The sequence below is a fragment of the Providencia alcalifaciens genome, assembly GCF_020271745.1.
Taxonomy (GTDB): domain Bacteria; phylum Pseudomonadota; class Gammaproteobacteria; order Enterobacterales; family Enterobacteriaceae; genus Providencia; species Providencia alcalifaciens_B.
On sequence record NZ_CP084296.1, the window covers coordinates 673,599 to 689,749 of the forward strand.

Annotated in this window: 16 protein-coding genes; 7 read left to right on the top strand and 9 right to left on the bottom strand. The window is 43.1% G+C overall.

Translation table 11 applies throughout. The features are described from left to right. The first annotated feature begins 2 nt into the window (after positions 1 to 2). The 3 genes from LDO51_RS02980 to dolP are packed head-to-tail and all read left to right on the top strand — an operon-like array spanning position 3 to position 1,565. Positions 3 to 389 carry a YraN family protein gene (locus LDO51_RS02980; protein ID WP_154603437.1) on the top strand — a complete coding sequence of 129 codons (387 nt, stop codon included), beginning with the start codon at positions 3 to 5 and terminating at the stop codon, positions 387 to 389. After that, on the top strand, positions 390 to 980 hold the full coding sequence (gene diaA, locus LDO51_RS02985; protein WP_006659121.1) for a DnaA initiator-associating protein DiaA: 591 nt from the start codon (positions 390 to 392) through the stop codon (positions 978 to 980). It begins immediately after the preceding gene. Positions 981 to 989: 9 nt separating this feature from the next. Then, positions 990 to 1,565 (top strand): division/outer membrane stress-associated lipid-binding lipoprotein, encoded by a 576-nt coding sequence (gene dolP, locus LDO51_RS02990; protein ID WP_225576293.1) that lies wholly within the window; start codon positions 990 to 992, stop codon positions 1,563 to 1,565. Positions 1,566 to 1,628: 63 nt separating this feature from the next. On the opposite strand, the gene mtgA is transcribed toward dolP, so the two are convergent. The 3 genes from mtgA to arcB form a co-directional block, all read right to left on the bottom strand. Next, entirely contained in the window at positions 1,629 to 2,351 is a 723-nt protein-coding gene (mtgA, locus tag LDO51_RS02995) for a monofunctional biosynthetic peptidoglycan transglycosylase (protein ID WP_225576294.1), read from the bottom strand. An 8-nt stretch (positions 2,352 to 2,359) separates the two neighbouring features. Further along, positions 2,360 to 3,010 (bottom strand): isoprenoid biosynthesis glyoxalase ElbB, encoded by a 651-nt coding sequence (gene elbB, locus LDO51_RS03000; protein WP_225576295.1) that lies wholly within the window; start codon positions 3,008 to 3,010, stop codon positions 2,360 to 2,362. 230 nt (positions 3,011 to 3,240) lie between these two features. Beyond that, entirely contained in the window at positions 3,241 to 5,586 is a 2,346-nt protein-coding gene (gene arcB / locus LDO51_RS03005; RefSeq protein WP_225576296.1) for an aerobic respiration two-component sensor histidine kinase ArcB, read from the bottom strand. Positions 5,587 to 5,811: 225 nt separating this feature from the next. Between arcB and LDO51_RS03010 the strand changes: the two genes are divergently transcribed. Continuing rightward, positions 5,812 to 7,188 carry an FAD-dependent oxidoreductase gene (locus LDO51_RS03010; protein ID WP_225576297.1) on the top strand — a complete coding sequence of 459 codons (1,377 nt, stop codon included), beginning with the start codon at positions 5,812 to 5,814 and terminating at the stop codon, positions 7,186 to 7,188. Positions 7,189 to 7,253: 65 nt separating this feature from the next. Here the strand turns inward: LDO51_RS03010 and sspB are convergent, their stop codons facing one another. The 5 genes from sspB to zapE form a co-directional block, all read right to left on the bottom strand. Further along, entirely contained in the window at positions 7,254 to 7,748 is a 495-nt protein-coding gene (gene sspB / locus LDO51_RS03015) for a ClpXP protease specificity-enhancing factor (protein ID WP_423810956.1), read from the bottom strand. A 5-nt stretch (positions 7,749 to 7,753) separates the two neighbouring features. Next, the gene (gene sspA, locus LDO51_RS03020; protein ID WP_036956125.1) at positions 7,754 to 8,395 is read right to left on the bottom strand and encodes a stringent starvation protein SspA; all 642 of its coding nucleotides are present in this window, start codon (positions 8,393 to 8,395) and stop codon (positions 7,754 to 7,756) included. Positions 8,396 to 8,896: 501 nt separating this feature from the next. Next, a complete protein-coding gene (gene rpsI, locus LDO51_RS03025; protein WP_004258235.1) occupies positions 8,897 to 9,289 on the bottom strand; it encodes a 30S ribosomal protein S9 in 393 nt (130 codons plus the stop codon). Positions 9,290 to 9,303: 14 nt separating this feature from the next. Next, the gene (gene rplM / locus LDO51_RS03030; protein ID WP_006659112.1) at positions 9,304 to 9,732 is read right to left on the bottom strand and encodes a 50S ribosomal protein L13; all 429 of its coding nucleotides are present in this window, start codon (positions 9,730 to 9,732) and stop codon (positions 9,304 to 9,306) included. 315 nt (positions 9,733 to 10,047) lie between these two features. After that, entirely contained in the window at positions 10,048 to 11,178 is a 1,131-nt protein-coding gene (gene zapE, locus LDO51_RS03035; RefSeq protein WP_225576298.1) for a cell division protein ZapE, read from the bottom strand. Positions 11,179 to 11,427: 249 nt separating this feature from the next. Between zapE and zapG the strand changes: the two genes are divergently transcribed. From zapG to degS, 3 genes are all read left to right on the top strand, one after another. Next, positions 11,428 to 11,826 (top strand): Z-ring associated protein ZapG, encoded by a 399-nt coding sequence (zapG, locus tag LDO51_RS03040; protein ID WP_006659109.1) that lies wholly within the window; start codon positions 11,428 to 11,430, stop codon positions 11,824 to 11,826. Positions 11,827 to 12,147: 321 nt separating this feature from the next. Beyond that, positions 12,148 to 13,542, top strand: a complete 1,395-nt coding sequence (locus LDO51_RS03045; RefSeq protein WP_225577205.1) for a Do family serine endopeptidase — start codon at positions 12,148 to 12,150, stop codon at positions 13,540 to 13,542. A 131-nt stretch (positions 13,543 to 13,673) separates the two neighbouring features. Beyond that, positions 13,674 to 14,738: an outer membrane-stress sensor serine endopeptidase DegS gene (degS, locus tag LDO51_RS03050; protein ID WP_225576299.1), complete on the top strand. Its 1,065-nt coding sequence runs from the start codon at positions 13,674 to 13,676 to the stop codon at positions 14,736 to 14,738. 127 nt (positions 14,739 to 14,865) lie between these two features. Here degS and murA read toward each other — a convergent pair whose 3' ends face one another. Beyond that, on the bottom strand, positions 14,866 to 16,128 hold the full coding sequence (murA, locus tag LDO51_RS03055; protein WP_225576300.1) for a UDP-N-acetylglucosamine 1-carboxyvinyltransferase: 1,263 nt from the start codon (positions 16,126 to 16,128) through the stop codon (positions 14,866 to 14,868). Positions 16,129 to 16,151: the final 23 nt, after the last annotated feature.

Genomic DNA, 16,151 nt, shown 5'->3' on the forward strand with positions numbered 1-16,151 from the left:
TCATGAAAACTGTTAAAAAATCATTAAAATGGCTGACTGGTCGATATTACGAAAACCAAGCGCTCTCCTATTTAAAGCAGCAAGGGCTCGCTTTCGTCGCACGCAATGTTCGAAATCGTGCGGGAGAAATCGATTTGATCATGCGAGATAAATCAGGCTGGGTATTCGTAGAGGTTCGTTTTCGCAAGAATAGTGATTACGGAGACGCACTTTTATCAGTAAACTGGCACAAACGCAGAAAAATATTGTCCACCGCACAATATTGGCTTGCTCAACGACAAGAAAGTTTTGAAACAACACCTTGCCGCTTTGATATCTGTGCAATCACCGGCAAGCAATTTCAGTGGATTCAAAACGCATTTAATCTTAGTGAACAGGAATATAAGTAAGTGCTAGATAGAATAAAAGTTTGCTTTACTGAAAGCATCCAAACTCAAATTGCCGCAGCTGAAGCCCTGCCCGATGCAATTTCTCGTGCTGCAATGATGATGGTGCAGTCACTGCTTAATGGTAATAAAATTTTGTGTTGTGGCAATGGCGCATCCGCAGCAACAGCACAGCGTTTTGCAGCGAGCATGATCCACCGTTTTGAAACCGAGCGCCCAAGTTTACCTGCTCTCGCGCTAAATACAGATAATACCGTGCTCACCGCGATTTCAGGAAGCAAGCAACCAACTGAAATTTATGCAAAACAAGTTCGAGCGTTGGGTCAGCATGGTGATGTATTAATGGCTATCTCAACCCATGGTAACAGTGCCGATATTATTAAAGCCGTAGAAGCTGCGGTAACGCGCGATATGACTATCGTCGCACTCACTGGCTATGATGGCGGCGAATTAGCGGGCCTTTTAGGACCACAGGATGTTGAAATTCGTATCCCATCCCAGCATAGTGTCAGAATTCAAGAGGTACACTTACTCACAGTGAATTGTCTGTGTGACCTTATCGATAACACGCTCTTTCCTCATCAGAACGACTAAGGAGACAAAATGCGATTACTTCCGATTTTTGCCATAGTATTTAGTGCTGTTCTTTTACAAGGCTGTATTGGTGCCGCCGTTGTGGGTACTGCCGCAGTAGCCACCAAAAGCGCTACAGACCCTCGTTCTGTTGGTCAGCAAGTTGATGATGGCACATTAGAAGCCCGAGTCAGTGGTCAACTTAACAAAGACAAAGATGTCACCAGCAAAGCCCGTATTATTGCAACGGCGTATAAAGGCAATGTCTTGTTAACTGGACAATCTCCCGATATGTCATGGGCAGATAAGGCCAAACAAATCGCCAGTAACGTCGATGGTACAGAAAAAGTGTATAACGAGGTTCGACAAGGTCAGCCCGTTGATTTAGGTACTGCGTCAAAAGACACTTGGTTAACCACCAAAATAAAATCTAAGATTTTAGCCAGTGACGAAGTGAAGTCAGGCAGCGTTAAAGTCATCACTGAGAATGGTGAAGTCTTCTTATTAGGTGTACTCACTCAGCAAGAAGGGGCTGCGGCTGCAAAAATTGCGAGTGAAACGGATGGTGTTCGTCGCGTAACGACGGCATTTACTTATCTCAATTGATTATAATTAATAACCTATTGTTACAAAGAGCCGAGCCATGAAGTCAAATTCATGGCTTTTTTCTTACTCCTCACCTATGCCGTTGTTTTTCAGATAATTCCTACCTCCTAATAAGCTCATCTGATTAAGTATCCATGCTTGCCTTTTCAATACATATGAAGATGGGTTTTTTACATGGAATTTATGAGGATTAGGTAAAACAGCAGCTAAAAGTGCAGCCTCCTGTCGAGAAAGCTTGCTAGCAGGCTTATTGAAGAATTTATTTGCAGCCTCTTCAACACCAAAAACTCCCTCACCAAACTCTGCAATATTAAGATAAACAGTAATGATTCTAGTTTTGGACCACATCAACTCCATAACTGGCGTCATTGCTGTCTCAAACCCTTTTCTTAACCAGCTTCGCCCATCCCATAACCATAAGTTTTTTACCGTTTGCTGAGAGATTGTTGAAGCCCCTCTAACTGTCTGTTTATTGCTCGAATTATGTTTATATGCTCGCTCAATTGCATCAAGATCAAATCCCCAATGATGCGGAAAATTTTGATCTTCAGAGGCAATGACAGCGAGATAAAGACAGGGAGAAATCTGTTTTTCACTTACCCAAGTTGAATGTGAAACATAAGAAAAATTAAAGTTTACCCATGCGGAAAGCTGTCTTTCGACCATCACCGCAGAAAAGGGGACAGGAATAAATTTGAAGATCACAACAGACACTAGCCAGAGGGCAAGTAATGAAAGTGTGATCTTCTTTAACCAATACCACAAGCGAGAAACAAACTTTTGCATTGAGTTAATTACGCCATTTCTAATACTTTCTCAACTAGCTTATTGATACCTATATTTGCCTCAGCAATGGATTGAGCCAGCATATAAGCAGGTGTTGTAACAACTTTGTTATATTCATCAACCACAATGTTATCAACCGTACACACAACATGCTCCCCACCCATTTTTTCAATTTGGGCAATCGTTTCTGTATCATTACCAATCGTCAATTTCACTGATGTATTTAACATCTTCGGTAACATGACAGGAGCAATACACATCAGTCCTAGCGGCTTTTTCTGTTGGTGCATTGCCTTTACTAAACTTAATAGTTGTTTATTAATTTCACATTCGCTTCCTTTCACCGCAAAATCGCATAAATTTTTTGCCACACCAAAACCACCAGGAATTATAAGGGCATCTAGCTTAGAGGCATCTGCTGATGACAAAGGCGCTATTTCCCCACGAGAAATACGTGCTGATTCTTCCATTTGATTACGCTTTTCTGTTTTTAATTCACCATTAACATGATTAATTACAGTAGCTTGATATTCATCTGGCGCATAAAAGTGAACTTCTGCGTTATTTTTGCTTAAAGCAAGCATAGTTAATACTGATTCATGGATCTCGCTTCCATCAAAAACACCACAGCCACTTAAAATTACCGCAATTGATTTCATATCTTCGTCCTTTTGTAGTAAATTACTCCTCAGAGCGAAAGCAGACAAACATCAATCTTCATCACAGATTTTAATGAATCTTGTAACAGGTTCGATAAATTTTGGTATCTTGATAACGTCTGAGTCGTGAAAAATGCATTTTAATGATTCGCCTAAAATAAAAATCATAAGCGAATCAATGATTTCCCTGGTGTTGGCGCAGTATTCGCGCACCCCAACTTAGGTTGGGGTTATTTTTTTGTGCGGTTATCCACCCAGTTTCTTAATGTTTCTATATCTGATTTCCAATCCTGTTTTAACTCATCAACCCACTCTTGCACATTGTCCCACCATGCTGGTAATTCAGGGGATTGAATCTGCTGAGCGAGTTTCTGTAAATTTTTCAGTCCAACTGAACCCGCAGCACCTTTAATTTTGTGAGCTTCCTCAACAATTCCTTTCTGATCTTTAGCCACCATATTGGAATCGAGAATCGCTAAATAGCCCGGTAGCATTTTTTCAAATACCTCTAAGCCGTCATAAATCAGTTTTGGTCCGACTAATTCAATGTATTGCTCTAACATTTCACAATCTAAAATTGATTCATCAACTTCTGCCATATCCACTTGCTCCTCATGCTTGTCATTTGAAGATGCATTCTCGCCCCAGAATTGCTCAATCACTTGAGTGAGCGCAGGAACCGATAATGGTTTGCTCAGAACACCGTCCATCCCCGCATCGAAGTACTCTTTCTTATCTTTGAGGACATTCGCGGTCAGAGCGATTAATGGTGGTAAATCATCCTTATCATACTGTTGCTTAAGCTGTTTAGAGATATCTAACCCTGTCATATCAGGAAGTTGAATATCCAATAGAACTAAGTCATATTCACCAGGTGCGAACATCTCTAACGCGTCTTTACCTGTCATTGCGACATCAACCGTGTTGCCAAGATTCTCTAGCACAGAACACGCCACAACCACATTTAGTTCAATATCTTCCACTAGTAAGATGTGAAGCGCTGGTAATGGATAATCATCTTCGTTTTGTTGCTGCTCTTCGATTTCAGCCTCAACTTCAGGGGCTATTATCGACAATGTAAATGTTGAGCCATGGCCAATATCGCTTTCCACTCGAATATCGCCACCCATACTTTGTGCTAACCTACGGGATACAGAAAGTCCAATCCCCGTTCCCGTTGCAGGTCGTCCACCTGCAGAGTCACGAACTTGATAATACATCGCAAAGATTTTATCTAATTCATCTTTCGGAATACCGATGCCGCTATCTTTGACTTGGAAAAATAACTTGTCATCCGCTTCACGCCAGATGCTCAATTTAACTTCACCTTTCTGAGTGAATTTCACCGCATTACCAATTAAGTTCCACAGAATTTGGCGTAAGCGCGTACCATCCGTCAGAATAGTTTTAGGTAAACCATGTGCGACATCCATGACAAACTTCAAGCCTTTTGGCTGAACCAATAGTCCGCTCAGGTTTTCTAAATCGTTTACAAATTCGGGCAATGCCACTGGTTGGTTATCCAATTGGACTTTACGACGCTCGATTTTGTCCATTTCAATCACATCATTAAAAATATTGCCTAAAGTGACCGCGCTGACGTGAATGGTTTTTAAATAGCTCGATTGTTCTTTGGTAAGCTTGGTATCCAGTAAAATACGGCTAAGCCCCACAATGCCATTAAGCGGCGTACGAAGCTCGTGGCTGATAGTAGAGATAAAGGTAGTCTTCTCTCTGCTGGCGTTCTCTAACGCCTCCTGATAGCGCTTACGCTCAGTAATATCACGCCCGAATCCCATTAGCCCGTGACGTTTCCCTACGCGGTCATAAAATGGCACTTTTCGCAGCTCAAAACAGGCTTTTCGCCCATCAGGGTAAACTAACCACTGTTCATAGGTTAATGCCACATTGTGTCTGAAAACTTTCTCATCCGTTTCCATCACTTTCGCTGCAATTTCTTCATCATAAATGTCCAGTGGCGTTAAACCGACTAGCTGTTTTTCACTCTTACCGGTGAGCAGCTCCATTGCACGGTTACAGCCAGAAAATTCATTGTTTTCATTACGATAATAAACAAGGTCGGGGGATGCATCGAGGAATGAACGCAGTAAAACAGATTGCTGTTCGAACTCAATCTGAGTTTGTTCGCGGTATTTCATTTCTTGTTTGAGTTGCTCTAATAACTCAAGATGAGCGCTTTCGGCTTTTTCACGCTCTAAAATTTCTAAGTTAAGTTGCTCAATATTGCCTTGAAGTTGAGTATTCAGTTCCGCATCACGCTTTCGCATTACTTCGAGCTTATCAACCATGCGCGTTAAACGCTGGCGAGACTCTTCTAATTGTTCTACCACCACCGAAAGAAAATAAACCGCTAATGGCGTAATAATTAAGCCAAAGAAAATAGAACCGACCATATCGAGGCTATCGACTTGTCCTCGAAGAAAAATCGCTACCGCCATTTGCATTATCATGGCGAGCACAACTAACGCTGACGCGAGAAGCAAAGAGAAACGCACTAAGCCTAGCTTCATCATTAGGTCAACATAGTATTGTGCAAGACCGCGAAGTACTTTCATAACCACCCCTTAGTTAAATTCTCACTAAATCATATATCAAACAGAGCTTTTTCGGATGGGGTTTCATAAGAAATATCGATCCTGCTCATTAAATCGTCGGTCACAATGGGATATTCACCCGTATATTAGTAACTTTATTACGATAATCACTATTTATATCAATGCTATCAAAGTAAACTTTAATTTATATCATTCCCGAAAAAGAATTTAGCTGGAAAGGTGCCTATGTCCTCTTCAAATATGGGTTCGCCCCGTCTTGAACCCCGTAAAAAAGCGCTGACGATCCGCAAAATTGAATTTGTGGAAATTTACCAGCCAATGAGCGGCATTGAAGCTCAGCATCAGGCCCAGCGTTGCTTATCTTGTGGTAGCCCCTATTGCGAGTGGAAATGCCCGCTCCATAACCCTATCCCCAATTGGTTAAAATTGGCAGGAGAAGGTCGAATTCTTGAGGCGGCAGAGCTTTGTCATCACACCAACAGCTTGCCTGAAATTTGCGGTCGAATTTGCCCACAGGAACGATTGTGTGAAGCCGCTTGTGTCCTGAATGAAACTTTTGGTTCCGTCACGATTGGGCATTTGGAGCGCTATATTACCGATAGTGCGTTTGAGCAAGGTTGGCGCCCTGATCTTTCCTATGTTAAAGAGACGGGTAAGCGGGCCGCGATTATCGGCGCAGGTCCCGCAGGCCTTTCCTGTGCCGATGTATTGGCTCGTCACGGCGTTCAAGCAACCGTGTTTGATAAACATCCTGAAATCGGCGGGTTACTCACTTTTGGTATACCTGCATTTAAGTTAGAAAAGCAGATAATGCAGCACCGACGACGTGTTTTTGAAGAAATGGGGATTATCTTTAAACTTAACACCGAGATTGGGCAACAGATCCTATTAGAAACATTACTCAATGAGTTTGATGCCGTTTTTATTGGAACCGGCACCCATCACCCAGTTTCAGGCAATCTCCCCAACGAAGATGCCATAGGCGTTTATCAAGCACTTCCTTATCTAGAGGGCAATGCACGCCACTTATTAGGCTACGCTGACGATCCCCGATCTCCTTACGTATCACTGGCAAATAAGAATGTGACTGTGTTAGGCGCAGGGGATACCGCGATGGATTGTGTCCGTAGCGCTGTCCGCCAAGGTGCAAGCAAAGTCAGTTGTATCTACCGCCGTGGCTCTTCAGAAATGTCAGCAACACCGCGAGAAGTCCTACACGCCCAAGAAGAAGGTGTACAATTCCATTTTCACTTACAACCTATTGGTATTAACACCAATGCCGTCAATCAGGTTGTTAGTATTAATTTTGTTAGCACATTAGGAACCCCCGCTGAATCGGAAGAAATTACGCATGCGACCGATGTGGTCATTATTGCGTTTGGTTTTGAATCTGATGATATGCCGTGGATTGGCGCACATTCCATACAGCGCGATACGAACGGTAGAATAGTGGCACCTCGTCATCATCATTATGCTTACCAGACTTCGCACCCTAAAATTTTTGCAGGGGGAGATGTGGTACACGGTTCTGATTTGGTGGTAACAGCGATTGCCGAAGGGCGTGGAGCCGCAGAAGGGATAATGCGTTTTCTTCAGGTATAAAAAAAGAGGAATTTCTTCCTCTTTTGAGCATTTACGATATCAATGTTAACCGCCACTATTTGTGCTTATTTCACAACCCGTAGCGTTGGGCGACCTTTCGGTGGTCTTGGTGGTTCATCATCTGGGAATGAAGGTTCTTCAGTTTGAGTCGCTTCATCATGAACCAATACGATATTGTCAGAGAGTGCTTCATCAGTCGTATTGTCTTCCCCATCAAAGTGCTCATCATAAGCCGCTTCAGGTTCAAACATCATACCAGCGCCATTTTCACGCGCATATACCGCCATGATAGCCGCCATTGGTACATATACTTGACGAGGCACACCGCCGAATCGCGCACTAAACCGCACTTCTTCGTTGGTAATTTCAAAGTTACCCACGGCACGCGGGGCAACATTTAAAACAATTTGCCCATCACGGGCAAATTCCATTGGAACATTCACCATAGGAAGAGTGACATCAACCACCAAATGCGGAGTCATATCGTTATCCAGCAACCACTCATAGTGGGCGCGCAGCAGATAAGGGCGACGTGGTGTCATTGGTGCCATTTCCATCATCCGACTTAGCCTCGTGCTGACAGGCGCATTTCACGCTCTAATTCAGTTAATGATGCTAAAAATGCATCGCGTTCAAATACACGCTGCATGTACATCTGTAAGTGTTTGCTGATTGCGGGCTTTAATTCAATCCCTAAGACAGGCAAGCGCCATAATAACGGTGCTAAATAGCAATCAACTAAGCTAAATTCATCACTCATAAAGAATGGCATTTCAGCCAACACAGGTGAAACTGCGATCAACTCTTCCGCTAATTGACGACGAGCTGCATCCGCCTCTTGTGCCGTACCCTTCTCGATTTTAGCCATCAATGAGTACCAGTCTCTGCGAATGCGATGCATCAGTTGGCGGCTAGTACCGCGAGCCACTGGGTAAACAGGCATTAACGGTGGATGTGGAAAGCGCTCATCGAGGTATTCCATGATAATATCTGGGTCATACAAAGTCAGGTCACGATCCACCAGCGTTGGAACGCTTTGATATGGGTTAAGATCAATAAGGTCTTGAGGCATATGACCAGGTTCGACATGTTCAATCTCAACGCTAACACCTTTTTCAGCAAGCACGATACGCACTTGATGGCTAAAAATATCAGTTGGGCCTGAAAACAATGTCATTACCGAACGTTTATTAGGAGCAACAGCCATTAAAACCTCCAAATGATAAAAATAATGATCCTTAAATAAGGATTAATTCATTATTTTCATTTTTAAAATCCCATGTACTTAACCTTCAAGTTCCATTTTGAAAGTCAGCACAACCCTCTCGCTTCATGAAAGCGAGAAATAATCAAATAAAAAACTGGGGCATAGTCTAACAGATTTTGTACAGCTTAGGGGGCTAACCTAGAGAAAATCATCGGTTAATTTTATTAGAGAGGAATAACTTTATCAAAATCAGTTGTTTTAACCTTAATTTTAAGATAATAAAAAATTAAAACCTTGAAGTTAACTCCATTGCTGGCGGGTTATATTTTTACTGCATTTGAGATATGGCGCAAAAAGAGAGTGGAATAATAAAATAATGCCTTCCGCCCGCCTTTATTTTAATTAAATTATGATTACTCAATATTTGATTTATTTTAGGCAATAAAAAACCCGTCATAAAGACGGGCTTTTTCATCAATTTTATGCCCAGAAGGCAATAAATTAACGTTTGGAGAACTGTGGACGACGACGTGCTTTACGCAGACCCACTTTCTTACGTTCAACAGAACGCGCATCACGGGTAACGAAACCAGCTTTACGCAGATCAGAACGAAGAGTCTCGTCATAAGCCATCAGTGCACGTGTAATACCGTGACGGATTGCGCCTGCCTGACCAGAGATACCACCACCTTTAACAGTGATGTACAGGTCCAGTTTTTCTAACATTTCAACCAGTTCTAACGGCTGACGAACTACCATGCGCGCAGTTTCGCGACCAAAGTATTGTTCCAGTGTACGTTGATTGATTGTGATGTTACCGCTACCCGGCTTAATAAAGACACGAGCAGATGAGCTTTTGCGGCGACCAGTGCCGTAGTATTGATTTTCAGCCATTGCTATAATCCCGATTAAATGTCAAGAACTTGCGGTTGTTGTGCCGCGTGGTTGTGCTCATTACCTGCGTAAACTTTCAGTTTACGGTACATTGCACGACCCAGAGGTCCTTTTGGCAACATGCCTTTAACCGCGATTTCAAGCACACGCTCAGGACTACGAGCAATCATCTCTTCGAAAGTTGCTTGCTTGATTCCACCAATATGGCCAGTGTGGCGATAGTAGATTTTGTCTTCGCGTTTTTTGCCGGTAACAGCAATTTTTTCTGCATTCAGAACGATGATGTAATCACCAGTATCCACGTGCGGAGTATATTCCGCTTTATGCTTACCGCGCAGACGGCTAGCAATTTCAGTTGCAAGACGGCCTAAAGTTTTGCCATCTGCATCAACAACATACCAGTCGCGTTTTACGGTCTCTGGTTTAGCTGTAAAAGTTTTCATTAAAACTTACCCAATATTGAAGTTACACGTTGTGTGAACACTCATGTTCGTAAAATATAGCGAGGTTCACGCGACTCATTGTCCAGCAAACCCACCCCTTCGAGCAGCTTAGCTGGCATTAATGCGTTATTTTTTGGGAAATAAAAAACAACGCCGTAACGTGGGGTCGCAAGATTATAGAGAAGTCAGCAACAAAAATCGACCCCAAATGCATTTTTTTTACGTTCAAATAAATAATTAGTGCCGCCTGTTCAAAAAGCACGCATAAATCCAGAGAGAAAACGACGCCTTTGAGACCCATTTCCTCTTTGGCTTCTATGATAAATGCGGGATTTTCAAATATTCTTCACTTTGCATTTCTTGCAAGCGAGAAAGACAGCGCTGATATTCAAACGCCAAAAGTTGCCCTTGATAAAGTGAATCCATCGGCACCTGCGCATTGATCATCAATTTTACCTTACGTTCATAGAATTCATCAATAAGCGCGAGAAAACGTCTGGCAGGATTTTCATCTTTCAGCCCCAAAACAGGAACATCATAGAGCAATACCGTATGATAACAATTTGAGAGGTAGATATAGTCGTTTTGGCTGCGAGGCTCTTCACACAATACTTTGAAGCTAATCGCTAAAACACCTTCAGCGGAGCGAATTGCCTGCATTTTCCGATGATTCACTTCCAATACTGGATTTTGCATCCCTTCCTTACCTGCCAGTTTTACAAACACTTCATCTAAATGATGGCGATTTTGTTCATTAATTGGCGATAAAAAAAGATGGGCTTGAGTCAGCGTACGCAAGCGATAGTCAATCCCCGCATCCACATTCATTACGTCACAATATTTTTTTATCTGTTCGATAGCAGGTAAAAAGCGAGCGCGTTGCAAACCGTTACGATAAAGGTTGTCAGGGATGATGTTAGATGTTGCAACTAACGTGATACCCCGTGCAAAGAGCCCTTCTAATAAGGTTCCTAGAATCATCGCGTCGGTAATATCTGAAACAAAAAATTCATCGAAACACAGAACATCCGTCTGTTTTTTAAATTCATCAGCGATAATATCAAGCGGGTTTTCCTGCCCTTGCAGCGCCATTAAGTCTTCCTGCACTTTCTTCATAAAGCGATGAAAGTGTAAACGCAATTTGCGTTCTCCCGGTAAACTGTCGTAGAACATGTCCATCAACCACGTTTTACCTCGACCTACGCCCCCCCACATATATAGCCCCTGAACTGGCTCGCAGGTTTTTGTGGATGACTTCCCTAACAAGCGCCCAAAGCGCTGTTTTAGACCGTTTGGTTTTTCATTTGGGAAGCAAGTCGTAGCGCTGCAAAGTTGCTGATAAATCTTATCTAATCGCTCTACGGCTTGTTTTTGTACGTCATCCGGCTGGTAATTGCCTTGCTCAAGAGCTTGTTGGTAACGCATGGTAGGGGTCATCGGTGACATCAACTCAGTGATCCTTAAAATTTTCGGTTTTTTTTACCGTTATATGATATACACTGCCTTTATTATAACCAGATTCTGTTAGCATTTAACTTTCGATTAACTATTCGGCATAGAGTAAGGAATTTCGCTTTATTATTCCACTCTTTAGCATTAACAGATTTGCTTTTAGCAGGTATAGTTAGGGTAATCGAGCTAAATTTTGGCGACCATTTTCTGTGAATTTTGATTGAAGTAAACGAAGGAGTTAGCATGACTTGGGAGTATGCACTAATAGGATTAGTTGTTGGCTTTATCATCGGCGCATTGGTTGTGCGTTATGGCAATCCAAAACTTCGTCAACAAAAAACAGCCCAGGCTGAATTAGACAAAAAAAGCACTGAGCTGGAAGAGTATCGTAAAGAACTTGTTAGCCATTTTGCTCGCAGCGCAGAGTTATTGGATAAAATGGCACGCGACTATCGCCAACTGTATCAGCACATGGCGCAAAGCTCTTCCGAGTTAATGCCGGATATGCAAGATAACCCATTCCATTATCGTTTGACTGAATCTGAAGCTGATAATGACCAAGCACCGGTTAAAATGCCACCGAGAGATTACTCCGAAGGTGCTTCAGGGCTGTTCCGCCCTCTCGAAGAAAAAGAGAAGTAATTGCTTGATTATGCCACCAGTAGCGCCCGTTACTGGTGGTGTTATTTCCCCATGGTACCATTCCAATTCCGAATAAAATCTTATAGTTAGTTTAGCTACTGTATAGAAGTTAGCGTTTCACCTAAACATCATGTAAATGGATGTAAAATTGTGGATAAGTACTATCCGTATAGGGAACTTTTCCGCATAATCCACGGTCATAGTCATCAGTAAAATATTATTTGAGTCCCCAAAATACCTCCGCTTATATGACCTTAATGTACCGTTTATAGGTGCCATGCATATGAGCTGATATTTTCTATTGAGAGAATCTACGGAATGATGAAAAGAAAAAATTTCTTTCTGACAGCAGTCGCAATGAGTTTAGGTTTAACCCTGTCCACAATCCCTGCAATCAGTAGTGCCGCATTACCGGCCTCATTACCTGCGACCGCACAAAGCCAAAATATGCCAAGCTTAGCGCCAATGCTGGAAAAAGTTCTGCCTGCCGTCGTGAACATCCATGTTTCAGGCACCCGTGTACAAAATCAACAAATTCCAGAAGAACTGAAATTCTTCTTTGGACCAAATGTACCTTCACAACAACAAAGCGTGCGCCCATTTGAAGGTTTAGGTTCTGGTGTCATCATCGATGCGACACAAGGTTATGTTTTAACCAACAATCACGTTATTGATGGTGCTGATAAAATCCAAATTCAGCTCAATGATGGTCGTGAAATTGACGTTAAACTGATTGGTAAAGATCCACAAACTGACATTGCCCTGTTAAAAATCAGCAACGCAAAAGATATCAAAAACCTCACCGCAGTTTCTATTGCGGACTCTGACAAACTGCGTGTTGGTGATTTTGCCGTCGCCGTTGGTAACCCATTTGGTTTAGGGCAAACCGCCACATCTGGGATTATCTCTGCGTTAGGTCGTAGTGGATTAAATCTGGAAGGCTTAGAAAACTTTATCCAGACCGATGCCTCAATCAACCGGGGTAACTCTGGCGGCGCACTGGTTAACTTAAACGGTGAGCTGATTGGGATTAACACAGCAATTTTAGCGCCGGGTGGCGGAAATATTGGTATCGGCTTTGCTATCCCAAGCAATATGGCCAAAAGCCTGAGCGAGCAACTGATTAAACACGGTGAAGTTAAACGTGGAATTTTAGGTATTAAAGGTACAGAGATGAACTCTGATATCGCTAAAGCCTTTAATATCGATGCACAACGTGGTGCCTTCGTCAGTGAAGTCATTCCAAAATCATCAGCGGCAAAAGCAGGCATCAAATCGGGTGACGTTTTAGTGTCTGTTGATGGTAAACGTATTAATAGCTTTGCTGAATTAAGAGCAAAAATTGGTACCAGCCAGTTAGGCAAAGAAATCACCCTTGGTCTGATCCGTTCAGGCAAACCAATGGAAGTGAAAGTGGTGCTAGAAAGCGATGAAGGTTCTGCAACCAACGCAGAAAAACTGAGCGAATCCTTATTAGGCGCTACCATTTCCAATGCAGTTGTCAGCAATACCAAAGGGGTACAAGTTGACAATGTGGCACCTAAATCTCCGGCAGCTGCGGTTGGTTTAGCGAAAGGCGACCTGATCTTTGGCGTGAATGACACTCGCGTAGAAAGTATCGACCAATTCCGCAAAATCATCGACAGCAAACCACCAGTATTAGCGATGAAAGTGCTGCGTGGCGGTGAAACGCTCTACTTATTAATGAAAAACTAATTCATTAAGTTACCACACATAAATCAATAAAACGGGTCCAGTATCACTCTGCTGTACCCGTTTTTTTATGTTATGCTCAAAGCATCTCTCTGTCTGTCATTTCCATCATAGCGAACTTGGTAACCTTTAATATGGTCAAAAAGCTGCTTGTGTCTGTCCTGCTTGGATTGGTCACAGCCTTAATCATTATTGTGGCTGTCCCCTCATTGCGCCCACAGGGACTGGCTGATTTACTGTATGGAAAAACCAATAGCGAGCCCGTGAGCTATAACAAAGCCGTACGCCGTGCTGCACCTGCGGTGGTGTATGTCTATAGCAGTTCTAAGGGGAGTTTTTCCCAATCTGGTCGGGAATTACAATCTCTTGGATCTGGGGTGATATTAAGCGAAAATGGCTACATAGTGACCAACAAACATGTCGTGGATAACCCTGACCAAATCCTTGTCGCTCTACAAGATGGTGCAATTTTCGATGCGCTTTTAGTCGGCTCAGACCCCCTCACCGACCTCGCCGTCTTAAAAATCGACGCTGAAAATCTCCCCGTTATTCCAATTAATACTAAGCGCATCACCCATGTTGGGGATGTGGTTTTAGCCATTGGGAACCCTTATAACCTTGGCCAAACAGTCACCCAAGGGATTATTAGCGCGACAGGACGCGTAGGGTTAAGCTCCACACGTCGCCAAAATTTCCTACAAACCGATGCCTCGATTAACTCTGGTAACTCCGGTGGCGCCCTCATCAACACTGAAGGCGAATTGGTTGGTATAAACACCCTTTCATTCAGTGCAGGGCAAGGAGTCAGTTCCGAAGGATTGAGTTTTGCTATCCCAACCGCTCTCGCAACCAAAATTATGGAAAAATTGATCCGTGATGGTCGTGTCGTTCGAGGTTATATCGGCATTACAGCGCGTGAATTACCGCAAATTCGCACAAATACAAATAATATCAATCAAATTCAAGGTCTAAGGATTTTCCAAGTCTCAGCCAACGGACCCGCTGCAAAATCAGGCATTGAGCAAGGGGATATTATTTTATCCTTAGATGGAAAACCTGCTGTTTCTGCCGCAGAAACGATGGATTATGTCGCCGAAATTCGCCCCGGTACAAAAATCCCCGTTCAAATTTTACGTGATGGTAATGTGCAAAACATCAATATCGTGATTGAAGAACTTCCTGAAGGGCAAGCGAACTAAATCCTCAATTCCGCCCAGTCAAATCTTCCACTCAAAATAAGCCCGAAAAAAAAGGTTGTTCCGATGAAGAACAACCTGTCTGTTTTTTGAAATCTTGCTTTTGCGATGATATCAACGCAATCTGGAATTAGTCTTCAGATTTAACGCGTTGAATATTAGCGCCTAACGCATTTAATTTCGCTTCAATATTTTCATATCCACGATCGATATGATAAATACGGTCAACTGTCGTTGTTCCACCCGCGATACAACCAGCGATTACTAAGCTTGCTGAAGCACGTAAATCTGTTGCCATCACTTGCGCACCAGTGAGTTTCTCAACACCATGACACACAACAGTATTACTTTCGATATCCGCGTGCGCACCCATACGAATTAACTCAGGAATATGCATAAAACGGTTTTCGAAAATAGTTTCAGTGATAACACCGGTACCTTCAGCTACCAAGTTTAATAGGCTAAATTGCGCTTGCATATCAGTAGGGAAACCTGGATGTGGAGCTGTACGCAACGTAACCGCCTTTGGACGCTTACCGTGCATATCTAGGCTAATCCAATCTTCGCCTGTTTGAACATCAGCCCCAGCTTCGCGTAATTTTGCCAGCACCGCATCCAGAGTGTCTGGACATGCATTACGGCAAACCACTTTACCGCGAGAAACCGCAGCAGCGATTAAGAATGTGCCTGTTTCAATACGGTCTGGCAGAACGCGATACACACCGCCACCTAAACGAGCTACACCTTCAATGACAATACGGTCAGTTCCTGCACCGGTGATTTTCGCACCTAATGCATTTAAGAAATTAGCGGTATCTTCAATTTCAGGTTCACGAGCGGCGTTCTCAATAGACGTTGTTCCTTCAGCAAGCGCTGCGGCTGTCATGATGCTGATAGTGGCACCCACGCTCACTTTATCCATCACGATGTCAGCACCTTTTAGACGACCATTCACCGTTGCCTTAACATAACCATCTTCAAGGACAATATTGGCACCTAACTTCTCTAAACCGCTGATATGTAAATCCACTGGGCGAGCACCAATGGCACAACCGCCTGGTAGAGAAACTTCACCGTGACCAAAGCGCGCCACCAGAGGCGCTAATGCCCAAATAGAGGCACGCATGGTTTTCACCAGATCATAAGGCGCACAATATTCAGTCACATTGCTAGCATCAACAAAAATCGAACCATTACGCTCGATTTTGACGCCAAGTTGGCTCAGTAACTTAATTGTGGTATCGATGTCTTTCAGCTTAGGGACATTCTGTAATTCAACTGGCTCTTCAGCCAGCAAAGCAGCGAACAGGATTGGCAGTGCAGCGTTTTTAGCGCCTGAAATAGAGACCTCACCCTCTAAGCGGGTTGGCCCTTTAACTAAAAATTTATCCATTCTGGTATTCTCGTGTGTCAGAT